We start from the raw sequence: 23,132 nt of genomic DNA on the forward strand, positions 1-23,132 counted from the left end.
CGGCATGACCGAGCCCAGGGACCCCCGCCGGGTGCCGCGCCCCGCCCAGCGCGGCGGCCAGGGATCCGGCCGCGCCGGCCGGCCGTCCGCCGGCCGGAGCCCCGGGCCCCGGCCGGGCCCGAAGCCGGGCGCCCCGCGGCCCGCGGCCCGGCGCCCCGCCGCCCGCCCCCGCCCCGGGCAGCCGGCGCTCCGCCTCGGCAGCCCGCGCCCCCGGCTGCGGCTGGTCGCCCTCGGGCTGACGCTGATCATGCTGATCTTCGTCGTACGGCTCTTCCAGGTACAGGCCGTCGATGCCTCGGCGTACGCCGCCAAGGCCAACGAGAACCGCTATGTACCGGTCAAGCTGGCCGCCGAGCGCGGGGCTATCACCGACCGCAACGGCGTGGACCTGGCCACCACCGTCGACGCGTACGACATCACCGCCGACCCCAGCCTGCTGGCGCCCGACAAGACCAAGGTCGGCGATGCGCCGCAGCGGGCCGCCGCGCTGCTCGCCCCGATCCTCGGCCAGGACAAGGCCGCCCTCGCCCGGAAGCTCGACCAGCCGAAGGCGCGCTATGTGCTGCTCGCCCGGCAGCAGAGCCCGCAGGTCTGGAAGAAGATCAAGGACCTGCGCGCACGCCTCGACGCCAGGGCGGCCGCCGCCCCCAAGCGCGCCCCCCGCCCCGACGTCCTGGTCGGGATCTTCGCCGACAAACACAGCCGGCGCCTCTACCCGAACAAGGACCTCGCCTCGGGCGTCCTCGGCTTCGTGGGCAGCAACGGCAAGGGCGGGGGCGGCCTGGAGGCGCGCCTGGACAAGCCGCTGGCGGGCAAGGACGGCAAGCTCGTCTACGCCCAGTCCGGCGGCCGCCGGGTGCCCACCGGCGACACCCAGGAACACCCCGCCGTCCCCGGCAGCGACGTCGAGCTGACCCTCGACCGGGACATCCAGTGGGCGGCCCAGAAGGCCATCACCGAGCAGGTCGCCCGCTCCCGGGCCGACCGCGGCTATGTCGTCGTCCAGGACAGCCGCACCGGCGAGATCCTGGCGCTCGCCAATGCGCCCGGCTTCGACCCCAACGACATCGCGAAGGCCGAGCCGGAGGCGCTGGGCAACGCCGCGCTGTCCGACGCCTTCGAGCCGGGCTCCACCAGCAAGCTGATGTCGCTGGCCGCTGTCCTGGAGGAGGGCGTCGCCACCCCCTCCACCCGGGTCACCGTGCCCAACCGGCTGCACCGCGGCGACCGGCTGTTCGCGGACGACGTCGACCACGCCACCTGGCACCTGACGCTCAACGGCGTGCTCGCCAAATCCAGCAACATCGGCACGATCCTCGCGGCCGGCCAGCTCGGCAGGACCCAGCCGGAGGCCAACCGGGTCCTCTACTCGTATCTGCGCAGATTCGGGATCGGGAAGCCGACCGGGCTCGGCTTCCCCGGGGAGACCGACGGCATCCTGGCCAAGCCGCAGAAGTGGAACACCTCGCAGCAGTTCACCATCCCGTTCGGCCAGGGGCTGTCGCTCAACGCCGTCCAGGCCGCCTCCGTCTACTCCACGATCGCCAACGGCGGCGAGCGCATCGCCCCCTCCCTGGTCCGCGGCACCACCGGCCCCGACGGAAAGTTCGTACCGGCGCCCCGGCCCGCCAAGAACCGGGTGGTCAGCCGGAAGACCGCCACCACGCTCGCGACCATGCTCGAATCGGTGGTCGACGACGAGGAGGGCACCGGAGCGAAGGCGAAGATCGACGGCTACCGGGTCGGCGGCAAGACCGGCACCTCCAACCGGGTGGACCCCCGGACCGGCCGCTACCACGGCTACACCGCGTCCTTCGCCGGCTTCGCCCCCGCCGACAAGCCCCGCCTCACGGTTTACTGCGCCGTACAGAACCCCACCGCGGGCAGCTATTTCGGCGGTCAGGTCTGCGGCCCGATCTACCAGCAGGTCATGGCGTTCGCGCTGAAGACCCTCCAGGTACCTCCGACCGGAGCCAAGCCCCCGCGGCTGCCGGTCACCTTCACGCCAGGCCAATGAAATCGAGGCAATTCCGCCGTGACGACCATCACCCCCGACGGCACCCCGGACGGCACCCCCATCCCCGGAAGCTGCGCCCCACCACCGCCCTCACTTCGCCCCGGGCCCACTGTGCCCGGTACGCTCACCGCCGTGTCACACGCTGATCAGTCCCCGAAAGCCCAGCACGCCGAGAAGGGCGGTCCCGGCACCTATCCGGGCGCACCCCGCCCTGACCGGGTCCGCCCCACCCCCCTGGCGGACCTCGCCGAGCAGCTGGGATGCCCGGCCCCCGCCGCCGGCCATGCCGATGTCATGGTCACCGGCATCACCCACGACTCCCGGGCGGTCCGCCCCGGCGATGTCTACGCCGCGCTGCCCGGCGCCCGTCTGCACGGCGCCGACTTCGTCGCCCAGGCCGCCGACCTCGGTGCCGCGGCGATCCTGACCGACCCGTCGGGCGCCGAGCGCGCCGCCGCGACCGGCCTGCCGGTCCTCGCCGTCGAGAACCCGCGCGCGCGGATGGGCGCGCTGGCCGTCTCGATCTACGGAACGCCGGGCGAGGACCTCCTCCAGATCGGCATCACCGGCACCTCCGGCAAGACCACCACCGCCTACCTCATCGAGGGCGGGCTGCGGGCCGCCGCGGCCCGGCGCCCCGACGGCGGGCTGACCGGCTTGATCGGCACCGTCGAGACCCGCATCGGCGACGAGCGGATCAAGTCCGAGCGCACCACCCCAGAGGCCACCGACCTGCAGGCGCTGTTCGCCGTGATGCGCGAGCGCGGGGTCCGCGCGGTCGCGATGGAGGTCTCCAGCCACGCCCTGGTCCTCGGCCGGGTCGACGGCTGCGTCTTCGACGTCGCGATCTTCAACAACCTCAGCCCGGAGCACATGGAGTTCCACTCCGGCATGGAGGACTACTTCCAGGCCAAGGCTCAGCTGTTCACCAAGGCCCGCAGCCGCGCCGGCGTGGTCAACCTCGACGACGAGTACGGCAAGCGCCTGGCCGAGGGCGAGTCCGAGGTCCCGGTCACCACCTTCTCCGCGGAGGGCCACCCGGACGCCGACTGGCGCGCCGCGGACGTCGAGGTCGGCACCCTCGGCTCGACCTTCACCGTGCACGGCCCGGACGGCGTGACCGTGCGCGCCGCCTCCCCGATCGCCGGCCCCTTCAACGTCGCCAACGCGCTCGCCGCGATCGTCTCGCTGGTCGTCGCCGGCATCGACCCGCAGACCGCGGCCGACGGCGTGGCCGCGGTGCCCGGCGTCCCCGGCCGTCTGGAGCGCATCGACGCCGGCCAGCCGTATCTGGCGGTCGTCGACTACGCCCACAAGACGGACGCCGTCGAATCGGTTCTGCGCGCGCTGCGCAAGGTCACCGACGGCAAGCTGCACGCCGTGCTCGGCTGCGGCGGCGACCGCGACCCGCACAAGCGCGGCCCGATGGGCGCCGCGGTGGCCCGGCTCGCCGACACGGCCGTCCTGACCTCCGACAACCCCCGTAACGAGGACCCGCTCTCGATCCTCGCCACCATGCTCGCGGGCGCCGCCGAGGTGCCGATCCACGAACGCGGCACGGTGCTGGTCGAGGAGGAGCGGGCCGCCGCCATCGCCGCCGCCGTCGCGCGCGCCGAGCCCGGCGACACCGTGATCGTCGCGGGCAAGGGCCATGAGCAGGGCCAGGACATCGCCGGAGTGGTACGCCCCTTCGACGACCGCCAGGTGCTGCGCGGTGCCATCGAGGACTCGTTGAAGCCACAGCAGTCGCAGCAGTCACCGCAGCCGAACCACCAGGGATGACACACCTCCATGTGCGCACAATCCGCTTACCGTCACCGCCCGCCCCTCGACGGGGGTGACCTGTGATCTCCCTGTCGCTCGCCGAGATCGCGAGCATCGTCGGCGGGCAGCAGTACGACATACCGGACGACGGCCGCCGGGTGACCGGACCGGTCGTGGCCGACTCCCGTGCGGTGGGCCCCGGCGCCCTGTTCGTGGCCTTCGCCGGGGAACGCGTCGACGGCCATGACTTCGCCCGGGGCGCCGTCGAGGCGGGCGCGGTGGCCGTCCTGGCCGCCCGCCCCGTCGGCGTCCCCGCGATCGTCGTCGACGACGTCACCGCCGCGCTCGGCGCGCTCGCCCGCGCCGTTGTCGAGCGGCTCGGCACCACCGTCGTCGGGCTGACCGGCTCGGCCGGCAAGACCAGCACCAAGGACCTGCTCGCCCAGCTGTTGCAGCGGCACGGCCCGACCGTCTGGCCCGAGGGCAACCTCAACAACGAGATCGGGCTGCCGCTGACCGCGCTGCGCGCCGATGAGACGACCCGTCACCTCGTCCTGGAGATGGGCGCCCGCGGCGTCGGCCACATCCGCTACCTCGCCGGACTGACCCCGCCGAGGGTCGGTCTGGTGCTCAACGTCGGCTCCGCGCACATCGGCGAGTTCGGCGGCCGCGAGCAGATCGCCGCGGCGAAGGGCGAACTCGTCGAGGCGCTGCCGTCCGCGGCGGAGGGCGGGATCGCGGTGCTCAACGCCGATGATCCGTACGTCCGTGCCATGGCGGTGCGCACAACGGCCCGTACGGTCCTGTTCGGTGAGGCCGCGGACGCCGCCGTACGTGCCGAGAATGTCCGTCTCACGGAGCTGGGACAGCCTGCATTCACGCTTCACACACCCTCCGGGTGCAGTGATGTGACCATGCGGCTGTACGGTGAGCACCACGTGTCGAACGCGCTCGCCGCGGCCGCCGTAGCCCATGAGTTGGGCATGCCCGTGGACGAGATCGCCTCCGCGCTCTCCGAAGCCGGCACGCTCTCCCGCTGGCGTATGGAGGTCACCGAGCGCGCGGACGGCGTGACGGTCGTCAACGACGCCTACAACGCGAACCCCGAGTCCATGCGAGCGGCGCTGCGAGCGCTGGTCGCCATGGGCGCAGCCGCCAAGGCGAAGGGCGGGCGCACGTGGGCGGTGCTCGGTGAGATGGCCGAGCTCGGCGAGGAGTCACTCGCCGAACACGACGCGGTCGGGCGGCTGGTCGTCCGACTCAACGTCAGCAAGCTCGTGGCGGTCGGCGGCGCGGAAGCGGCGTGGCTCGACATGGGCGCCAAGAACGAGGGTTCGTGGGGTGAGGAGTCGGTGCACGTGTCCGACGCGCGGGCGGCGGTCGACCTGTTGCGCAGCGAGCTGCGGCCGGGAGATGTCGTGCTGGTGAAGGCGTCCAGGTCGGTGGGGCTGGAGCGGGTCGCCGCAGCATTGCTGGACAACGGCGGCGCTGCGGGCGCCGGCGCCGAGGGTGGAGCCGCATCCCGATGAACTCGATGAAGCAGATCCTCTTCTCCGGAACGATCGGGCTCTTCCTGACCCTGATCGGCACCCCGCTGCTGATCAAGCTGCTGGCCAAAAAGGGCTACGGGCAGTTCATCCGCGATGACGGCCCGCGCGACCACCACAGCAAGCGCGGTACGCCCACCATGGGTGGTATCGCCTTCATCCTGGCCACGATCATCGCCTACGTGCTGACCAAGGTCATCACGAGCAGCGACCCCACCTTCTCCGGTGTGCTGGTGCTGTTCCTGATGGCGGGCATGGGCCTGGTCGGCTTCCTCGACGACTACATCAAGATCGTCAAGCAGCGGTCGCTGGGCCTGCGGGCCAAGGCCAAGATGGCCGGCCAGCTGATCGTCGGCATCGCCTTCGCGGTGCTCTCGCTGCAATTCGCCGACCTGCGCGGACAGACCCCGGCCTCGGACCGGCTGTCCTTCACCCAGGACTTCGGCTGGCAGATCGGCCCGGTGATCTTCGTGATCTGGGCGCTGTTCATGATCCTGGCGATGTCCAACGGCGTGAACCTCACCGACGGCCTCGACGGCCTGGCCACCGGCGCCTCGGTGATGGTCTTCGGCGCGTACACCTTCATCGGCATCTGGCAGCACCAGGAGTCCTGCGCCAACCAGATCACCGCGGGGCCGGGCTGTTACGAGGTCCGCGACCCACTCGACCTCGCGGTCGTCGCCTCGGCCCTGATGGGTGCCTGCTTCGGCTTCCTGTGGTGGAACACCTCACCCGCCAAGATCTTCATGGGGGACACCGGCTCGCTGGCCCTGGGCGGCGCGCTGGCCGGTCTGGCCATCTGCTCCCGTACGGAGCTGCTGCTGGCCATCCTCGGCGGCCTCTTCGTCCTGATCACCATGTCCGTGGTCATCCAGGTCGGCTCGTTCCGGCTGACCGGTAAGCGGGTCTTCCGGATGGCGCCACTCCAGCACCACTTCGAGCTCAAGGGGTGGTCGGAAGTGCTTGTGGTGGTCAGATTCTGGATTATTCAGGGCATGTGCGTCATCGTCGGACTCGGCATCTTCTACGGCGGTTGGCAGGCAGCGAAGTGACCACCCACGGTCCGACCGGCACTCCCGCGGAGTTCGCCGGTCAGCACATCACCGTGGCCGGCCTGGGCGTGAGCGGCATCAGTGCCGCCCGCGCGCTGGCCGGCCTCGGCGCCCACGTCACCGTCGTGGACGGTGGCGACGGGGAGAAGCAGCGGGCGGCCGCGCAGGAGCTGGAGGCCGCGGGGATCACCGTCCGCCTCGGCGACGGCGAGACCTTTCCCGAGGGCACCGACCTCGTCGTGACCTCGCCCGGCTGGAAGCCGGACAGCCCGCTGTTCACGGCGGCCGCCGCGGCCGGGGTGGACGTGGTCGGTGACGTGGAGATCGCCTGGCGGCTGCGCGAGACCGTCGCGGGGCAGCCGCCCGCCGCCTGGCTCGCGGTCACCGGCACCAACGGCAAGACCACCACCGTGCGGATGCTGGCCTCGATCCTGGCCGCCGAGGGCCTGCACACCACCGCCGTCGGCAACATCGGCACCCCGATCATCGATGTCGTCCTCGGCCAGGGCAAGGACGGTGCGCGCCCCTACGACGTGCTCGCCGTGGAGCTCTCCAGCTACCAGCTGCACTGGGCGCCGTCGCTGCGCGCGCACTCCGCCGTGGTACTCAACCTCGCCCCCGACCACCTCGACTGGCACGGCTCCATGGAGGCCTACGCCGCCGACAAGGGCCGGATCTACGAGGGCAACACCGTCGCCTGCGTCTACAACGCGGCCGACAAGGCGACCGAGGACCTGGTGCGCGAGGCCGACGTCGAGGAGGGCTGCCGCGCCATCGGCTTCACCCTCGGCACCCCCGGCCCCTCCCAACTCGGCGTCGTCGAGGGCCTCCTCGTCGACCGCGCCTTCGTGGAGAACCGGCAGCAGCAGGCCCAGGAGCTCGCCGAGGTCGCCGACATCGCGCCCGGTTCCGGCACCCCCGCCCCGCACAACATCGCCAACGCCCTCGCGGCGGCGGCGCTGGCCCGTGCCTTCGGCGTCCGGCCCGCCGCCGTACGCGACGGACTGCGCGCCTTCCACCCGGAGGCACACCGCATCCAGCACGTCGCGGACGTCGACGGCGTCACGTACATCGACGACTCCAAGGCCACCAACACCCACGCCACCGAGGCGTCGTTGGCGGCGTACGAGCACATCGTGTGGATCGCCGGCGGCCTCGCCAAGGGCGCGACCTTCGACGAGCTGGTGCAGAAGTCCGCGGCCCGGCTGCGCGGCGTGGTGCTGATCGGCGCCGATCGGGCGCTGATTCGCGAAGCCCTGGTGCGACACGCCCCCGATGTCCCGGTGGTCGACCTCGACCGGACAGACACTGGGGCGATGTCCGAGGCGGTCCGGGAAGCGACCCGTTTGGCCGAGCCGGGCGACACCGTCCTGCTGGCCCCGGCCTGTGCCTCGATGGACATGTTCGTCAATTACAACAAGCGGGGCGAGGCCTTCGCCGCCGCGGTCGGCGAGCTGACCGCACGGGATCACTAGACCGTTTCTCCCCGCCGCCGCCGGGACCGGTCGGCGCGTACCTGTGGAGGGGACGAGGATGACGGCCCGATCGCCGAAGGCGGCCCTGCCGCGTCCGCCGCGCCGGCCCGCCATGGTGCGGGGGCCGCGCGGCGGCCGCGTCCCCGGTGGCCCCCGGGGCTTCCTGGTCAGGGTGCGGCGCGCCTGGGACCGTCCGCTGACCGCGTACTACCTGATCCTCGGCGGCAGCCTGCTGATCACCGTCCTGGGCCTGGTGATGGTCTACTCGGCGTCCCAGATCAAGGCGCTGCAGTCCGGCCTGGCCCCGGCGTACTTCTTCCGCAAGCAGCTGCTCGCCGCGGTCCTCGGCGGCGGGCTGCTGATGGCCGCCTCCCGGATGCCGGTACGGCTGCACCGCGGGCTGGCCTATCCGCTGCTGGCCGGCTCGGTCTTCCTGATGTGCCTGGTGCAGATCCCCGGGATAGGGGTCGCGGTCAACGGCAACCAGAACTGGATCAACCTCGGCGGCCCGTTCCAGATGCAGCCGAGCGAGTTCGGCAAGCTCGCGCTGGTGCTGTGGGGCGCCGATCTGCTGGCCCGCAAACAGGACAAGAAGCTGCTGGTGCAGTGGAAGCACCTGCTGGTGCCGCTGATCCCGGTGGCCTTTCTGCTGCTCGGGCTGATCATGCTCGGCGGCGACATGGGCACCGCGATCATTCTCACGGCGATCCTTTTCGGGCTGCTGTGGCTGGCCGGTGCGCCGACCAGGCTGTTCGTGGGGGTGCTGGGCGCCGCCACGCTGATCGGGGCGCTGCTGATCAAGACCAGCGCCAACCGGATGTCCCGGCTGGCCTGCATCGGAGCGACCGATCCGGGGCCCGGGGACCAGTGCTGGCAGGCCGTGCACGGCATCTATGCCCTGGCGTCCGGCGGATTCTTCGGTTCCGGCCTCGGCGCAAGTATGGAAAAATGGGGAGAACTCCCTGAACCGCACACCGACTTCATCTTCGCCATCACCGGGGAGGAACTGGGTCTGGCGGGGACGCTGTCGGTGCTCGCCCTCTTCGCGGCTCTAGGCTATGCGGGTATCCGCGTGGCCGGACGCACGGAGGACCCCTTCGTACGGTACGCCGCGGGAGGTGTGACCACCTGGATCACGGCCCAGGCCGTGATCAACATCGGTGCGGTGCTCGGCCTGTTGCCGATCGCCGGTGTCCCGCTCCCGCTGTTCTCCTACGGAGGCTCCGCCCTGCTGCCGACGATGTTCGCCATCGGGCTGCTGATCGCCTTCGCGCGTGACGAGCCCGCTGCACGGGCGGCCTTGACGGCCCGGTCGAAGCGGAAGCCGGTCTTCGGCAGAAGAGCGGCTGGGGTGAGATGGAAGACGATGAGACGGCGCGTCAAGAAGCGACCGTCCGGAGAGCGGTGAATTTCGGTGCATGTCGTACTCGCCGGTGGGGGGACCGCCGGCCACATCGAGCCCGCGCTCGCCCTCGCGGACGCACTGCGGAGGCAGGACCCCACCGTGGGGATCACGGCACTCGGCACGGAGAAGGGCCTGGAGACCCGGCTCGTCCCGGAGCGCGGCTATGAGCTGGGGCTGATCCCCGCTGTCCCGCTGCCACGCAAGCCCACGCCGGAACTGATCACCGTCCCCGGGCGGCTGCGCGGCACGATCAAGGCCGCCGAGCAGATCCTGGAGCGCACCAAGGCCGACTGCGTCGTCGGCTTCGGCGGCTATGTGGCGCTGCCCGGATATCTGGCCGCCAAGCGGCTCGGGGTGCCGATCATCGTCCACGAGGCCAACGCCCGGCCCGGTCTGGCCAACAAGATCGGCTCGCGGTACGCCAAGTTCGTCGCCGTCAGCACCCCTGACAGCAAGCTGCGCGGGGCCCGCTACGTCGGCATCCCGCTGCGCCGCACCATCGCGACCCTGGACCGTGCCGCGGTCCGCCCCGAGGCGCGGGCCGCCTTCGGCCTCGACCCCAACCTCCCGACGCTGCTGGTGTCCGGCGGTTCCCAGGGCGCCCGCCGGCTCAACGAGGTCATCCAGGCCACCGTGCCGGCCCTGCAGCGCGCCGGTATCCAGGTCCTGCACGCGGTCGGCCCGAAGAACGAACTGCCGCATGCGGACAACATGCCCGGGATGCCCCCCTATGTCCCGGTACCGTACGTGGACCGGATGGATCTCGCGTACGCCGCGGCCGACATGATGCTCTGCCGCGCGGGCGCGATGACCGTCGCCGAGTTGTCCGCCGTCGGGCTCCCGGCCGCGTTCGTCCCGTTGCCCATCGGCAACGGCGAGCAGCGGCTCAACGCCCAGCCGCTGGTCAACGCCGGCGGAGGTGTGCTGGTCGACGACGCCCAGCTGACCTCGGACTGGGTGCAGAGCAATGTGCTCCCGGTCCTGGCCGATCCGCACCGGCTGTACGAGATGTCACGCGCGGCCTCCGAGTTCGGCCGCCGGGACGCCGACGAGCTGTTGGTCGGCATGGTGTACGAGGCGATCGCGCAGCACAACAAGTAGCGCACGAGAGAAGGCAGGGGAGCGTGGCCGGACCGGCAACCGCCCGTCGGGGCGAGCAGAAGTCACCGTCCGGCCCGCCCTCCGCCGAGGCGCCCCCGGGGGGAAGATTCCGGTGGGTGCGCCTTCCCGTTCGCGCGCCGGGCCGCCGTAGTCTGATCATCATTCTGGTCGGTGTGGTGCTGCTCGGCGCGTTCGGCGCCTGGGTGCTCTACGCCTCGAACTGGCTGCGGGTGGAACGCGTCAAGGCCACCGGCACCGAGGTGCTGACGCCGGATGAGGTCGTCGCCGCGGCGCATGCCCCGATGAACGCCCCACTGGCCTCCGTGGACACCGAGGCGCTGGCCCGCCGGCTGCGCGCCCGGCTGCCGCGCATCAAGACCGTGGACGTCGAGCGGTCCTGGCCGAACACAATCGGTCTGAATGTGACCGAAAGAATGCCGGAACTGCTGATGAGATCGGGCGGAAAGTTTGTCGAAGTGGACGCCGAGGGCGTCCGGTTCGCCACCGTGAGGGCGGCCCCCAAGGGTGTTCCGCTTCTGGAAATGATCGCATCCGACTCTCCGAGTCTGCATCAGTTCGGAACCGACCGGTTGCGACGCTCCGCGGTCGAGGTCGCCCAGGATCTTCCCGTGGCGCTGCGCAAGGACCTCCGGAAGGTCCGGGTCCGGTCCTATGACGCCATCTCCCTCGAACTGGCGGACGGCCGCACCGTCGCCTGGGGTAGCCGCGAACAGGGCGCCGAAAAGGCAAAGGTGCTGGCCGCGCTGGTGAAAGCCGCGCGTGACGCGCGCCACTTCGATGTGTCGGTCCCCAGCGCCCCTGCCGTATCCGGGAGTTGACGTCCGTAGCCGCAGGCCAGCACCCTGGATGGCTACGACTATGGGTGATCACATAGGGTGAAAAGAAAAACGGGAGGTTCGGCGTGTTCGTTGAACGTGCGCGCCTTGTCGACTTAGTGTCTCGTTCCAAAGGGACTATGGAACCAAGGAACACAGGTACAGGTAACCCTAAACTTCAACGTTAGGGTTCGGGTCGGCACTACGAACCGTCCCATCGGCATCAGTCGGCGTCCACACGCAGTGCGGCGACGACACGTAACTCGAGGCGAGAGGCCTTCGACGTGGCAGCACCGCAGAACTACCTCGCAGTCATCAAGGTCGTCGGCATCGGCGGCGGTGGCGTGAACGCCATCAACCGGATGATCGAGGTCGGGCTCAAGGGCGTCGAGTTCATCGCGATCAACACCGATGCGCAGGCGCTGCTGATGAGCGACGCCGACGTCAAGCTCGACGTCGGCCGCGAAATGACGCGCGGGCTCGGCGCCGGCGCCAACCCGGATGTGGGTCGCAAGGCGGCCGAGGACCACCGCGAGGAGATCGAGGAGGTCCTCAAGGGGGCCGACATGGTCTTCGTGACCGCGGGAGAGGGCGGCGGCACCGGCACCGGCGGCGCACCCGTCGTCGCCAACATCGCGCGCTCGCTGGGCGCCCTGACGATCGGTGTGGTCACCCGCCCGTTCACCTTCGAGGGCCGCCGTCGCGCCAACCAGGCCGAGGACGGCATCGCCCAGCTGCGCGAAGAGGTCGACACCCTCATCGTGATCCCCAATGACCGGCTGCTGTCCATCTCGGACCGTCAGGTGAGCGTGCTCGACGCGTTCAAGTCCGCGGACCAGGTGCTGCTGTCGGGTGTGCAGGGCATCACCGATCTGATCACCACCCCGGGCCTGATCAACCTCGACTTCGCCGACGTCAAGTCCGTGATGTCCGAGGCCGGGTCCGCCCTCATGGGCATCGGCTCGGCGCGCGGCGACGACCGCGCGGTGGCCGCCGCGGAGATGGCGATCTCCTCGCCGCTCCTGGAGGCGTCCATCGACGGCGCCCGCGGCGTGCTGCTCTCCATCTCCGGCGGCTCCGACCTCGGTCTCTTCGAGATCAACGAGGCCGCGCAGCTGGTCAGCGAGGCGGCACACCCGGAAGCCAACATCATCTTCGGTGCGGTCATCGACGACGCGCTGGGCGACGAGGTCCGGGTCACGGTCATCGCCGCGGGCTTCGACGGCGGTCAGCCGCCGGCCCGCCGCGATTCGCAGTCCGCCGCGTCCACCGCGAAGCGCGAGGAGCCCGCCCCGGCCCCGAGCCGTCCGGTCGCTCCGCCCGAGCCGCGTTCGTCGTCCTTCGGCGGACTGGGTTCGGTGCCCGTACGCGACGAGGAGCCGGCCCCGGCCGAGTCCTCCTCGCTGGGTGAGGTCTCCTCGTCCCCGGCGAGCGCCCCGCAGGTTCCCCCGGCCCGTCCGTACTCGGACTCCGCGGCCGAGGAACTGGACGTCCCCGACTTCCTGAAGTGACCGAAGCAGCGAAGTGATAGGGAAACAGCACCACGAGAGCGGCGCGCACTTCGCCTTCACCGACAGGTGGGGCGGGGTGAGCGCCGCTCCGTATGAGCAGCTCAACCTGGGCGGCGCGGTCGGCGACGACCCGCAGGCCGTACGCACCAACCGTGCGCGCGCCGCCGCGGAACTCGGCCTCGACCCGGCCGCGGTGGTCTGGATGAACCAGGTCCACGGCCGGGACGTCGCAGTGGTCGACGGACCGTGGCGAGACGAGGACGTCCCCGGTGTCGACGCGGTGGTGACGGTTCGCCGGGGTCTTGCGCTCGCCGTGCTGACGGCCGACTGCACCCCGGTTCTGCTCGCCGACCCGGTCGCCGGAGTCGCGGGGGCCGCGCACGCCGGCCGGCCCGGGCTGGTCGCCGGGGTCGTCCCGGCGGTCGTCGAGGCGATGGTGCGGCAGGGCGCGGAGCCGGCCCGGATCGTCGCGTACACCGGACCCGCGATCTGCGGGCGGTGTTACGAGGTGCCCGAGGCGATGCGCGAGGATGTCGCCGCCGTGGTGCCCGAGGCCCGGGCGACGACCGGCTGGGGCACTCCCGCGGTGGACGTCACCGCAGGCGTACGGGCCCAACTCGCCGCGGCTGGCGTGCCGTTGCGTGAGGATTCCCACATCTGCACCCGCGAGTCCGCGGACCACTTTTCTTACCGGCGCGACCGTACGACGGGGCGGCTCGCGAGCTATGTGTGGCTCGGGGGCGCCCCCGGCCCGGGGCTGGGGGAGGCCGAGTCGTGACGGACGACCGTAAGACGCAGCTGGCACAGAACCTGGCGCAGGTGGAGGAACGTATCTCTGCCGCCTGCGCCAAGGCCGGCCGGCCGAGGGACGAAGTGACCCTGATCGTGGTCACCAAGACCTACCCCGCGAGCGATGTACGGCTGCTCGCGGAGCTGGGGGTGCGGCAGGTCGCGGAGAACCGTGATCAGGAGGCCGCCCCCAAGGCCGCGGAATGCGGAGATTTGCCGCTCAATTGGCACTTCGTTGGTCAGTTGCAGACGAACAAGGTGCGGTCCGTGGCCGGATATGCCGGAGTTGTTCAGTCGGTCGACCGGGCCCGGCTCGCCACCGCCCTCTCCAGGGAGGCGGTGCGCGCCGAGCGCGAACTGGGCTGCCTGATCCAGGTGGCGCTCGACGCGGAGTCGGGGGAGCGGGGGGACCGGGGCGGGGTGGCGCCGGACGGAGTCGAGGCACTTGCCGAGACGATCGCCGGGGCTCAAGGGCTGCGCCTGGACGGTGTGATGACCGTCGCACCGCTGGCCGGGCCGTACGCGGGCCGTGAACTCGCCGCTTTCGAACGGCTCATGGAAATCGCATCCGACCTGCGCGCGCTGCATCCTGCTGCCAACATGGTGTCAGCAGGCATGAGCGCGGACCTCGAAGATGCCGTGGCAGCCGGGGCGACACATGTGCGCGTCGGCACTGCGGTACTCGGAGTCCGACCACGGCTCCGGTAACGTCGCCAAGCAAGTCGGACCACAGCACAAAATATGGTCATTCCCGCACAAGCGGGCAGGCCGCGTGGATCCAAGGCCCCTGCTGACGGAGCCGATCCACCACAGAGCGGAGGACGCAGAGAATGGCCGGCGCGATGCGCAAGATGGCGGTCTACCTCGGCCTCGTGGAGGACGATGGGTACGACGGCCGGGGGTTCGACCCCGACGACGAGTTCGAGCCCGAGCTTGACCCGGAACCCGATCGGGGGCGGCGTCAACAGCACCAGGCTCAGCCCGAAATCCCCCCGGAAAGGGAGGAACCCGTCCGTGCTGTGACACCTCCGGCGCAACGCGAACCGGCCCCGCTCACCGTGGAAAGCGGACGACCCGCGCGAATCGCCCCCGTGTCATCCATCACACCCGAACGTCCAAATCTGGAGAAGAACGCACCGGTGATCATGCCCAAGGTTGTGTCCGAGCGGGAGCCCTACCGCATCACCACACTCCACCCCCGGACCTACAACGAAGCCCGTACCATCGGGGAACACTTCCGCGAGGGCACTCCGGTGATCATGAATCTGACGGAGATGGATGACACCGATGCGAAGCGACTTGTCGACTTTGCGGCCGGTTTGGTGTTTGGTCTTCACGGCAGTATCGAGCGGGTGACGCAGAAGGTGTTCCTGTTGTCTCCTGCTAACGTCGATGTCACGGCGGAGGACAAGGCCCGTATCGCAGAGGGCGGGTTCTTCAACCAGAGCTGAGACGCAACACCGGGCACACCGGGGCCGTAAGGTCTGCACAGGAGCAAGGGGAGAGGGACAGCGCGAGATGAGTGTCTTTGGTCAGGTGATCTACATCGCGCTGTACTGCTTCCTGATCGTGTTGATCTTCCGGCTGGTGATGGACTATGTGTTCCAATTCGCCCGTTCATGGCAACCCGGCAAGGCGATGGTGGTCGTTCTTGAGGCCGCCTACACTGTCACTGATCCGCCACTCAAGCTTCTGCGGCGGGTAATTCCGCCGCTGCGTCTCGGGGGCGTGGCGCTCGACCTGTCCTTCTTCGTATTGATGATCATCGTGTACATCCTGATCACCGTCGTGAGGTCGGTGTTGTTGGTGTGAACGATACGGTCTTGCCGATTGCCGACGACTACGTTGAGGTGAAGTAGAGATGCCGTTGACCCCCGAGGACGTGCGGAACAAGCAGTTCACGACCGTCCGCCTCCGAGAAGGCTATGACGAGGACGAGGTCGATGCCTTCCTCGATGAGGTCGAAGCCGAACTGACCCGGCTCCTGCGGGAGAACGAGGACCTCCGCGCCAAGCTTGCGGCTGCCACCCGCGCCGCCGCGCAGAACCAGCAGCAGCAGGGTCTGCGCAAGGGACCGGACCAGCAGCAGGAGCAGCAGCAGAGGCCCGGGGCTCCCGTGCCCGCCGCCATATCCGGTCCGCAGCCGGTGCCGCCGCAGCAGCAGGGGATGGGTGGCCCTCCCCAACTGCCCGGTGGAGCACCGCAGCTGCCTCCTGGTCCCGGTGGCCACGGCCCGCAGGGCCCGCACGGCCCCGGTCCGATGGGTCCCGGCGGTCCCATGGGCGGCCCGATGGGCGGCCCCGGCGGACCCCAGCTGCCCGGCGGCCAGCAGGGCGGCCCGGGCGGTGACAGCGCGGCACGCGTGCTGTCGCTGGCACAGCAGACCGCCGACCAGGCGATCGCGGAGGCCCGTTCCGAGGCCAACAAGATCGTCGGCGAGGCGCGCAGCCGTGCCGAGGGCCTGGAGCGGGACGCCCGCGCCAAGGCCGATGCGCTGGAGCGGGACGCGCAGGAGAAGCACCGCGTGGCGATGGGCTCGCTGGAGTCGGCCCGCGCGACGCTGGAGCGCAAGGTCGAGGACCTGCGCGGCTTCGAGCGCGAGTACCGCACGCGGCTGAAGTCCTACCTGGAGAGCCAGCTGCGTCAGCTGGAGAACCAGGCCGATGACTCGCTGGCCCCGCCGCGGACCCCGGCGACCGCTTCGCTGCCGCCGTCGCCCTCGATGGCGTCGGCCGGTGCGGGTGCCATGGGTGGCAACCACACCATGGGTGGCGGTCAGTCCATGGGTGGTGGCAACCACTCCATGGCCGGTCAGTCCAGCGGTGGTCCGTCCTACGGCGGTCAGCAGCAGATGTCGCCGGCGATGACCCAGCCGATGGCTCCGGTGCGGCCGCAGAGCCCGCAGCCGATGCAGCAGACGCCGTCGCCGATGCGTGGCTTCCTCATCGACGAGGACGACAACTGACGCCCGCGTAGCGCGCACCGTCGGCAATCAGGGCCGGGCCCCGAAGGAAGAACATTCCTTCGGGGCCCGGCCCTTTTGTGTGGACTTGTCCGTGCGGCCGGGAGCGGGTGCGGGGACGGCGAAGCCCCCCGGCGCGGGCTGCGCCGGGGGGCTTCGTACGGGCGGTGCCCGGGGTTACGCCTTGCGGAGGCGGAAGGTGAGGGCCAGGGCCTCGTCGGTGAACTCGGGGCCGTAGGAACCGTTCGCCTCGTCGGTGGTGTGCTGCTCGTGCACGAAGTCCGTGGCGAGCACCTCGTCGGAGATCAGACCGGTGTGGTCGGCCAGCGCCGTGCGGACCTCCTCGTCGGTGGACTGCCAGCGCAGCGCGATCCGGTCGGCGACGTCCAGACCGCTGTTCTTACGGGCCTCCTGGATCAGCCGGATCGCGTCGCGGGCCAGGCCCGCCCGGCGCAGCTCGGGGGTGATCTCCAGATCGAGGGCGACCGTCGCTCCCGCGTCGGAAGCCACCGACCAGCCCTCGCGCGGGGTCTCGGTGATGATCACCTCGTCGGGGGCGAGGGAGACGGTCTCGCCGTCGACCTCGACGCTCGCCGTGCCCTCGCGCAGGGCGAGCGAGAGGGCCGCGGCGTCCGCGGCGGCGACGGCCTTGGCGACCGCCTGGACGCCCTTGCCGAACCGCTTGCCGAGGGCACGGAAGTTCGCCTTGGCGGTGGTGTCGACGAGGGAGCCCCCGACCTCCGAGAGGGAGGCCAGCGAGCTGACGTTGAGCTCCTCGGTGATCTGTGCGCGCAGGTCCTCGGGCAGGGCCGCGAAGCCGTGGGCCGCGACCAGCGCGCGGGACAGCGGCTGGCGGGTCTTGACGCCGGACTCGGCGCGGGTGGCGCGGCCCAGCTCGACGAGCCGGCGGACCAGCAGCATCTGGGCGGACAGCGTCGGGTCGATGGCGGCCTTGTCGGCGACCGGCCAGCTCGCGAGATGCACCGAATCCGGGGCGTCCGGGGTCACCGGGACGACCAGGTCCTGCCAGACCCGCTCGGTGATGAACGGGGTGAGGGGCGCCATGAGGCGGGTGACGGTCTCGATGACCTCGTGGAGGGTGCGCAGCGCGGCCGCGTCGCCCTGCCAGAAGCGGCGGCGGGAGCGGCGGACGTACCAGTTGGAGAGGTCGTCGACGAAGGAGGAGAGGAGCTTGCCGGCGCGCTGGGTGTCGAACGACTCCAGGGCGTCGGTGACCTGCTCGACCAGGGTGTTGAGCTCGCCGAGCAGCCAGCGGTCCAGCAGCGGTCGGTCGGCAGGGGCCGGGTCGGCGGCGGAGGGCGCCCAGTTCGAGGTACGGGCGTACAGCGCCTGGAAGGCGACCGTGTTCCAGTACGTGAGGAGGGTCTTGCGGACGACTTCCTGGATGGTGTTGTGGCCCACCCGGCGGGCGGCCCACGGGGAGCCGCCGGCGGCCATGAACCAGCGGACCGCGTCGGCACCGTGCTGGTCCATGAGCGGGATCGGCTGGAGGATATTGCCCAGGTGCTTGGACATCTTCCGGCCGTCCTCGGCCAGGATGTGGCCCAGGCAGACGACGTTCTCGTAACTCGACTTGTCGAAGACGAGGGTGCCGACGGCCATCAGGGTGTAGAACCAGCCGCGGGTCTGGTCGATGGCCTCGCAGATGAACTGCGCCGGGTAGCGCTTCTCGAACAGCTCCTTGTTGCGGTACGGGTAGCCCCACTGCGCGAACGGCATCGAGCCCGAGTCGTACCAGGCGTCGATGACCTCCGGGACGCGGGTGGCCGTCAGGCCGCAGCCGTCGTGCGAGCAGGCGAAGGTGATCTCGTCGATGTACGGGCGGTGCGGGTCCAGGTCCGACTGGTCGGTGCCGGTCAGCTCGGTCAGCTCGGCCAGCGAGCCGACGCAGGTGAGGTGGTTCTCCTCGCAGCGCCAGATGGGCAGCGGGGTGCCCCAGTAGCGGTTGCGGGACAGCGCCCAGTCGATGTTGTTGTTCAGCCAGTCGCCGAAGCGGCCGTGCTTGACCGACTCCGGGAACCAGTTGGTGTTCTCGTTCTCCCGCAGCAGGGCGTCCTTGACCGCGGTGGTGCGGATGTACCACGACGGCTGGGCGTAGTAGAGCAGCGCGGTGTGGCAGCGCCAGCAGTGCGGGTAGCTGTGCTCGTAGGCGAGGTGCCGGAAGAGCAGACCGCGGAAGCCGAGGTCGGCGACCAGCGCCTCGTCGGCCTTCTTGAAGAACTGGCCGCCGATCAGGTCCAGCCCCTCCTCGAAGGTGCCGTCCGGGCGGACCGGGTTGATCACCGGCAGGCCGTACGCCTTGCAGGTCTTGAGGTCGTCCTCACCGAAGGCCGGGGCCTGGTGGACGAGGCCGGTGCCGTCGTCGGTGGTGACGTACTCGGCGTTGACGACGATGTTGGCGCCGTCCAGCTCGACGAGGTCGAAGGGGCGCTCGTAGGACCAGCGCTCCATCTCGCGGCCGGTGAACGACTCGCCGGTGGCGCTCCAGCCCTCGCCGAGCGCCTTCTCCAGCAGCGGCTCGGCGACGACCAACTGCTCGCTGCCGTCGGTGGCGACGACATAGGTGACGTCGGGGTGGGCGGCGACGGCGGTGTTGGAGACCAGGGTCCAGGGGGTGGTCGTCCAGATCAGGAGCTTGGCCCGGCCGGCCAGCGGACCGGAGGTCAGCGGGAGGCGGACGAAGACCGAGGGGTCGACGACCGTCTCGTAGCCCTGCGCCAGCTCGTGGTCCGACAGGCCGGTGCCGCAGCGGGGGCACCAGGGGGCGACACGGTGGTCCTGGACCAGCAGGCCCTTGCTGAAGATCTCCTTCAGTGACCACCACACCGACTCGATGTAGTCGGGGTCCATCGTGCGGTACGGGGCATCCAGGTCGGTCCAGTAGCCCATACGGGTCGTGAGCTCGGCGAAGGCGTCGGTGTGGCGGGTCACCGACTCGCGGCACTTGGCGTTGAACTCGGCGATGCCGTACGCCTCGATGTCCTTCTTGCCGTTGAAGCCCAGCTCCTTCTCCACGGCCAGCTCGACCGGGAGGCCGTGGCAGTCCCAGCCGGCCTTGCGGTCGACGTGGTAGCCCTGCATCGTGCGGAACCGGGGGAAGACGTCCTTGAAGACGCGGGCCTCGATGTGGTGCGCGCCGGGCATGCCGTTGGCGGTCGGGGGGCCCTCGTAGAAGACCCACTCGGGCCGTCCCTCGGACTGCTGGACGGTACGGGCGAAGACCTTCTGCTCCTGCCAGAACTCGAGCACGGCGTGCTCAAGGGCGGGGAGGTCTACCTGGGCGGGTACCTGGCGGTACTGGGGCTGCGGACTCATCGGGGGCTTCCTCCGGCGGACACCTGCTGCGTTCTCCGTCCGGAGGGACGAGAGCCTGGGCTCCCGCGGTACCACCCTCCTTGGCGGTGCCGTCGCACCGCCCCCTCATTGGGGTCGCGCTGCCGGTTCTACTCGCCTTGGGTGGGCTGCGGCCCGTGGGCGGAGCCCACTGTCCAAGCCCGTGGGCGGAGCCCACTGTCCATAGCTTTCTTCCGGCGGCTCGGGGTGATCTTCACGTCGTGCACGCCCCCGGGCTTCCACCGTCCCCGGGTCGCTGCTGGCTGCGTACGGCGCTACTCGTCCCGTCAATGCCTCTCGCTGTGCCCAGTGTACGGGGCCGCGCCGACCGCGGCCGACCGGATTTCCGGCGGCGTGCGGGCGGGGCGGGCGCGGGCGCACCGCGGGGCGTCCCGGCCCCGCGAAGTGACCCGAATGGCGAGCAGTCGGGTGCCGCCCCGCCCGGCGGATTACCGGGCGGGCGGCGGGGCACAACCGAGACAGACCGGACGTCCGGGCCGGTAGGCAGGGCCCGAGGGGCGGTGCGTCCCGTTGCCGCGTGGCGCGTGGCGATTTATCGTTCCCGTCACGATTCGCGAACAAAGTCACATATGTGAAGGGGTCGCGGCCATGGTGGCGAAAAAGACCGCCGCGGAGAAGAGCACGACGCCTGCCGACGAGGCCGTCGCGAAGCAGCCTGCACCGAAGAAGACCGCTCCGAAGAAGGCCGCGGCCAAGAAGACCGCGGCCAAGAAGACTGCGGCGAAGAAGACTGCGGCGAAGAAGACGGCGGACGGCGCGGCCCGCCCGTCGAAGACCACGGCCAAGACGGCCGCGCCGGCGAAGAAGGCCTCGGCGAAGACGACCGCGGAGAAGACTGCGGCGAAGAAGACCGCCGCGAAGAAGGCAGCGACGAAGCCGGCGGCGAAGAAGGCAGCGGCCAAGAAGACCGCGAAGAAGACCACGAAGAAGACCGCGAAAAAGGCTCCGGCCAAGAAGGCCGCGGTGCCCGCTAAGAAGACGGGAGCCAAAACGGTGGTGGCGAAGAAGACTGCGGCCTCAAGGGCCGGGGCAGCCGGCAACAACTCCGCGGGGCCGACGGTCAAGGTGGCCGCGGCGCCCGGCGAGCTCGCCGTACGGGCCGGTGAGGACCCCTGGACGCCGGCCGAGGTCGCCGCGGCCCGGACCGAGCTGATGGACGAGGCGGCGCGGCTGCGGCTGGAGATCGTCTCGGCCGAGAACGCCATCGCCGGGCTGATGCGTGACGGCGACGGCGCGGGTGACGACGAGGCCGACACCGGCACCAAGAACATCACCCGCGAACACGAGCTGGCGCTCGCCTCCAACGCCCGCGAGATGCTCCACCAGACCGAACGGGCCCTCGGCCGGCTGGACGCGGGCACCTACGGGCTGTGCGAGAACTGCGGCAACCCCATCGGCAAGGCACGGATGCAGGCCTTCCCGCGCGCGACGCTGTGCGTGGAGTGCAAGCAGAGGCAGGAGCGCCGCTGAGGCGGCCGGAGGTCGTCGCGGGGCGGCACCCGGACCGCCCGCGTCCGTGGAGGCGTGCCGTACTCTCGTGGTTCAGCCGGGCGGGGCCCGGCCGTGGACACGACGGGCTGAGGGACTCACACGTGGCAGAGGCGGAACGCATCACCGGCACGCCGGAACCCGAGCAGGGTGCCGGAGCGGATCCCACGACGGGGGCCGAAGCGGACGGGCCGGCGCAGTCCGGGCCGGACGCCGGCCGCGGCAAGCGGCGGATCCTCGCCCTGCTGCTGGTCGCGCTCCTGGTCTACCTGCTCGACCTGAGCAGCAAGCTCCTCGTCGTCGCGAAGCTGGAGCACCACGCGCCCATCGAGGTCATCGGGACGCTGCTGCAGTTCACGGTGATCCGTAACCGCGGTGCCGCCTTCGGTATGGGCGAGGCGCTGACGATCTTCCTCACCTTCATCGCGGCGGCCGTGATCGTGGTGATCGCCCGGATCGCCCGCAAGCTCTACAGCCTGCCCTGGGCGATCGCGCTCGGGCTGCTGCTCGGCGGTGCCTTCGGCAACCTCACCGACCGGATCTTCCGCACGCCGGGCGTCTTCGAGGGTGCGGTCGTCGACTTCATCGCCCCCGCGCACTTCGCGGTCTTCAACCTCGCCGACTCCGCGATCGTCTGCGGCGGCATCCTGATCGTGATCCTGTCCTTCCGGGGCCTCGACCCCGACGGGACCGTCCACAAGGACTGACCGGCACGGCGGGGGCGGGCGCCTCGCGGGCCGGCCGCCCCCAACCGCCGGGCAGGACACCACGGCGTAACTGCCATACTCGTGGGGTGAGCACCATTCCCGAGATCCGCACCCTGCCCGTACCGGACGGCCTGGAGGGCGAGCGCGTCGACGCCGCGCTGGCCCGGATGTTCGGCTTCTCCCGTACGAAGGCGGCCGAACTCGCGGCCTCCGGAAGGGTCCGGGTCGACGGCTCCGAGGTGATGAAGTCGGAGCGGGTGCACGGCGGCGCCTGGCTGGAAGTCGAGATGCCGCAGGCCGCGCCGCCCGTCGAGATCGTCGCCGAGCCCGTCGAGGGCATGGAGATCGTGCATGACGACGACGACATCGTCGTGATCGTCAAGCCGGTCGGAGTGGCCGCGCACCCGAGCCCCGGCTGGACCGGTACGACCGTCATCGGCGGACTGGCCGCGGCCGGCTACCGCATCTCCACCTCCGGTGCCGCCGAGCGCCAGGGCATCGTGCACCGTCTCGACGTCGGCACCTCGGGCCTGATGGTGGTCGCCAAGTCCGAGCGCGCCTACACCCTGCTCAAGCAGCAGTTCCGCGAGCGTACGGTCGACAAGCGCTACCACGCCCTGGTGCAGGGCCACCCGGACCCGATGAGCGGCACCATCGACGCCCCCATCGGCCGGCATCCGCAGCACGACTACAAGTGGGCGGTCACCGCCGAGGGCAAGCCGTCGGTCACGCACTACGACCTGATCGAGGCGTTCCGCGCGGCCAGCCTGCTCGACATCAAGCTGGAGACCGGCCGCACCCACCAGATCCGGGTGCACATGGCCGCCCACCGTCACCCCTGCGTCGGCGATCTGACCTATGGCGCGGACCCGACGCTGGCCAAGCGGCTGAGCGTCGGCCGGCAGTGGCTGCACGCGGTCCGGCTGGGCTTCGAGCACCCCTCCGACGGCCGCTGGGTGGAGTTCGAGAGCACGTACCCGGACGATCTGCAGCGCGCGCTGGACACCGTGCGGGACGAGAGCAGCTGACGCCGCCCGGACGCGCAGCGGCGAACTGACACAGCGGCGAACTGCCGCAGAACGGACACCGGCACAGCGGGTCCA

General features: G+C 70.7%; 18 protein-coding genes. 17 read left to right on the forward strand and 1 reads right to left on the reverse strand.

The window, feature by feature from the left end; translation table 11 throughout:
- The first annotated feature begins 4 nt into the window (after positions 1 to 4).
- The 14 genes from CPH93_RS25820 (at position 5) to CPH93_RS25885 (ending at position 16,462) form a co-directional block, all read left to right on the forward strand.
- Positions 5 to 2,017, forward strand: a complete 2,013-nt coding sequence (locus CPH93_RS25820) for a peptidoglycan D,D-transpeptidase FtsI family protein (protein ID WP_107470893.1) — start codon at positions 5 to 7, stop codon at positions 2,015 to 2,017.
- An 18-nt stretch (positions 2,018 to 2,035) separates the two neighbouring features.
- A complete protein-coding gene (locus tag CPH93_RS25825) occupies positions 2,036 to 3,799 on the forward strand; it encodes a UDP-N-acetylmuramoyl-L-alanyl-D-glutamate--2,6-diaminopimelate ligase (protein WP_443031405.1) in 1,764 nt (587 codons plus the stop codon).
- A gap of 62 nt (positions 3,800 to 3,861) precedes the next feature.
- The gene (locus CPH93_RS25830; protein WP_093482735.1) at positions 3,862 to 5,310 is read left to right on the forward strand and encodes a UDP-N-acetylmuramoyl-tripeptide--D-alanyl-D-alanine ligase; all 1,449 of its coding nucleotides are present in this window, start codon (positions 3,862 to 3,864) and stop codon (positions 5,308 to 5,310) included.
- Positions 5,311 to 5,315: 5 nt separating this feature from the next.
- Positions 5,316 to 6,380 carry a phospho-N-acetylmuramoyl-pentapeptide-transferase gene (gene mraY, locus CPH93_RS25835; protein ID WP_006606150.1) on the forward strand — a complete coding sequence of 355 codons (1,065 nt, stop codon included), beginning with the start codon at positions 5,316 to 5,318 and terminating at the stop codon, positions 6,378 to 6,380.
- Positions 6,377 to 7,855, forward strand: a complete 1,479-nt coding sequence (gene murD, locus CPH93_RS25840) for a UDP-N-acetylmuramoyl-L-alanine--D-glutamate ligase (protein WP_093482734.1) — start codon at positions 6,377 to 6,379, stop codon at positions 7,853 to 7,855. The genes mraY and murD overlap by 4 nt, the downstream gene beginning before the upstream one ends.
- A gap of 58 nt (positions 7,856 to 7,913) precedes the next feature.
- Complete coding sequence (ftsW, locus tag CPH93_RS25845; RefSeq protein WP_096214215.1) at positions 7,914 to 9,263, forward strand: putative lipid II flippase FtsW; 1,350 nt, start codon at positions 7,914 to 7,916, stop codon at positions 9,261 to 9,263.
- 6 nt (positions 9,264 to 9,269) lie between these two features.
- Complete coding sequence (gene murG, locus CPH93_RS25850; protein ID WP_093482732.1) at positions 9,270 to 10,361, forward strand: undecaprenyldiphospho-muramoylpentapeptide beta-N-acetylglucosaminyltransferase; 1,092 nt, start codon at positions 9,270 to 9,272, stop codon at positions 10,359 to 10,361.
- Positions 10,362 to 10,384: 23 nt separating this feature from the next.
- Positions 10,385 to 11,200 carry a cell division protein FtsQ/DivIB gene (locus tag CPH93_RS25855; RefSeq protein ID WP_173909886.1) on the forward strand — a complete coding sequence of 272 codons (816 nt, stop codon included), beginning with the start codon at positions 10,385 to 10,387 and terminating at the stop codon, positions 11,198 to 11,200.
- 281 nt (positions 11,201 to 11,481) lie between these two features.
- A complete protein-coding gene (gene ftsZ / locus CPH93_RS25860; protein ID WP_096214217.1) occupies positions 11,482 to 12,708 on the forward strand; it encodes a cell division protein FtsZ in 1,227 nt (408 codons plus the stop codon).
- Positions 12,709 to 12,721: 13 nt separating this feature from the next.
- Complete coding sequence (gene pgeF / locus CPH93_RS25865; RefSeq protein WP_093482729.1) at positions 12,722 to 13,486, forward strand: peptidoglycan editing factor PgeF; 765 nt, start codon at positions 12,722 to 12,724, stop codon at positions 13,484 to 13,486.
- Complete coding sequence (locus tag CPH93_RS25870) at positions 13,483 to 14,205, forward strand: YggS family pyridoxal phosphate-dependent enzyme (protein ID WP_093482728.1); 723 nt, start codon at positions 13,483 to 13,485, stop codon at positions 14,203 to 14,205. The genes pgeF and CPH93_RS25870 overlap by 4 nt, the downstream gene beginning before the upstream one ends.
- Before the next feature lie 122 nt (positions 14,206 to 14,327).
- Positions 14,328 to 14,948, forward strand: a complete 621-nt coding sequence (locus CPH93_RS25875; RefSeq protein ID WP_006606158.1) for a cell division protein SepF — start codon at positions 14,328 to 14,330, stop codon at positions 14,946 to 14,948.
- 67 nt (positions 14,949 to 15,015) lie between these two features.
- Positions 15,016 to 15,309 (forward strand): YggT family protein, encoded by a 294-nt coding sequence (locus CPH93_RS25880; protein ID WP_006606159.1) that lies wholly within the window; start codon positions 15,016 to 15,018, stop codon positions 15,307 to 15,309.
- A 49-nt stretch (positions 15,310 to 15,358) separates the two neighbouring features.
- Positions 15,359 to 16,462, forward strand: coding sequence for a DivIVA domain-containing protein (locus tag CPH93_RS25885; protein WP_093482727.1), 1,104 nt, complete (start codon positions 15,359 to 15,361; stop codon positions 16,460 to 16,462).
- Positions 16,463 to 16,636: 174 nt separating this feature from the next.
- Here CPH93_RS25885 and ileS read toward each other — a convergent pair whose 3' ends face one another.
- On the reverse strand, positions 16,637 to 19,795 hold the full coding sequence (gene ileS / locus CPH93_RS25890) for an isoleucine--tRNA ligase (protein WP_096214218.1): 3,159 nt from the start codon (positions 19,793 to 19,795) through the stop codon (positions 16,637 to 16,639).
- A 627-nt stretch (positions 19,796 to 20,422) separates the two neighbouring features.
- On the opposite strand from ileS, the gene CPH93_RS25895 reads away from it, so the two are divergent.
- The 3 genes from CPH93_RS25895 (at position 20,423) to CPH93_RS25905 (ending at position 23,057) form a co-directional block, all read left to right on the forward strand.
- Entirely contained in the window at positions 20,423 to 21,304 is an 882-nt protein-coding gene (locus CPH93_RS25895; protein WP_096214219.1) for a TraR/DksA family transcriptional regulator, read from the forward strand.
- 122 nt (positions 21,305 to 21,426) lie between these two features.
- On the forward strand, positions 21,427 to 22,029 hold the full coding sequence (gene lspA / locus CPH93_RS25900; protein WP_093482724.1) for a signal peptidase II: 603 nt from the start codon (positions 21,427 to 21,429) through the stop codon (positions 22,027 to 22,029).
- Positions 22,030 to 22,115: 86 nt separating this feature from the next.
- Positions 22,116 to 23,057, forward strand: coding sequence for an RluA family pseudouridine synthase (locus CPH93_RS25905; protein WP_006606166.1), 942 nt, complete (start codon positions 22,116 to 22,118; stop codon positions 23,055 to 23,057).
- The last annotated feature ends 75 nt before the right edge of the window (positions 23,058 to 23,132 follow it).

The organism is Streptomyces sp. 2323.1 (assembly GCF_900221035.1).
Taxonomy (GTDB): Bacteria; Actinomycetota; Actinomycetes; order Streptomycetales; family Streptomycetaceae; genus Streptomyces; species Streptomyces sioyaensis.

Coding starts and splice junctions, on each gene's coding strand:
- CPH93_RS25820 (WP_107470893.1), top strand. CDS start 5: ATGACCGAGCCCAGGGACCCCCGCCGGGTGCCGCGCCCCGCCCAGCGC.
- mraY (WP_006606150.1), top strand. CDS start 5,316: ATGAAGCAGATCCTCTTCTCCGGAACGATCGGGCTCTTCCTGACCCTG.
- ftsW (WP_096214215.1), top strand. CDS start 7,914: ATGACGGCCCGATCGCCGAAGGCGGCCCTGCCGCGTCCGCCGCGCCGG.
- CPH93_RS25875 (WP_006606158.1), top strand. CDS start 14,328: ATGGCCGGCGCGATGCGCAAGATGGCGGTCTACCTCGGCCTCGTGGAG.
- CPH93_RS25880 (WP_006606159.1), top strand. CDS start 15,016: ATGAGTGTCTTTGGTCAGGTGATCTACATCGCGCTGTACTGCTTCCTG.
- CPH93_RS25885 (WP_093482727.1), top strand. CDS start 15,359: ATGCCGTTGACCCCCGAGGACGTGCGGAACAAGCAGTTCACGACCGTC.
- ileS (WP_096214218.1), bottom strand. CDS start 19,795: ATGAGTCCGCAGCCCCAGTACCGCCAGGTACCCGCCCAGGTAGACCTC.
- CPH93_RS25895 (WP_096214219.1), top strand. CDS start 20,423: ATGGTGGCGAAAAAGACCGCCGCGGAGAAGAGCACGACGCCTGCCGAC.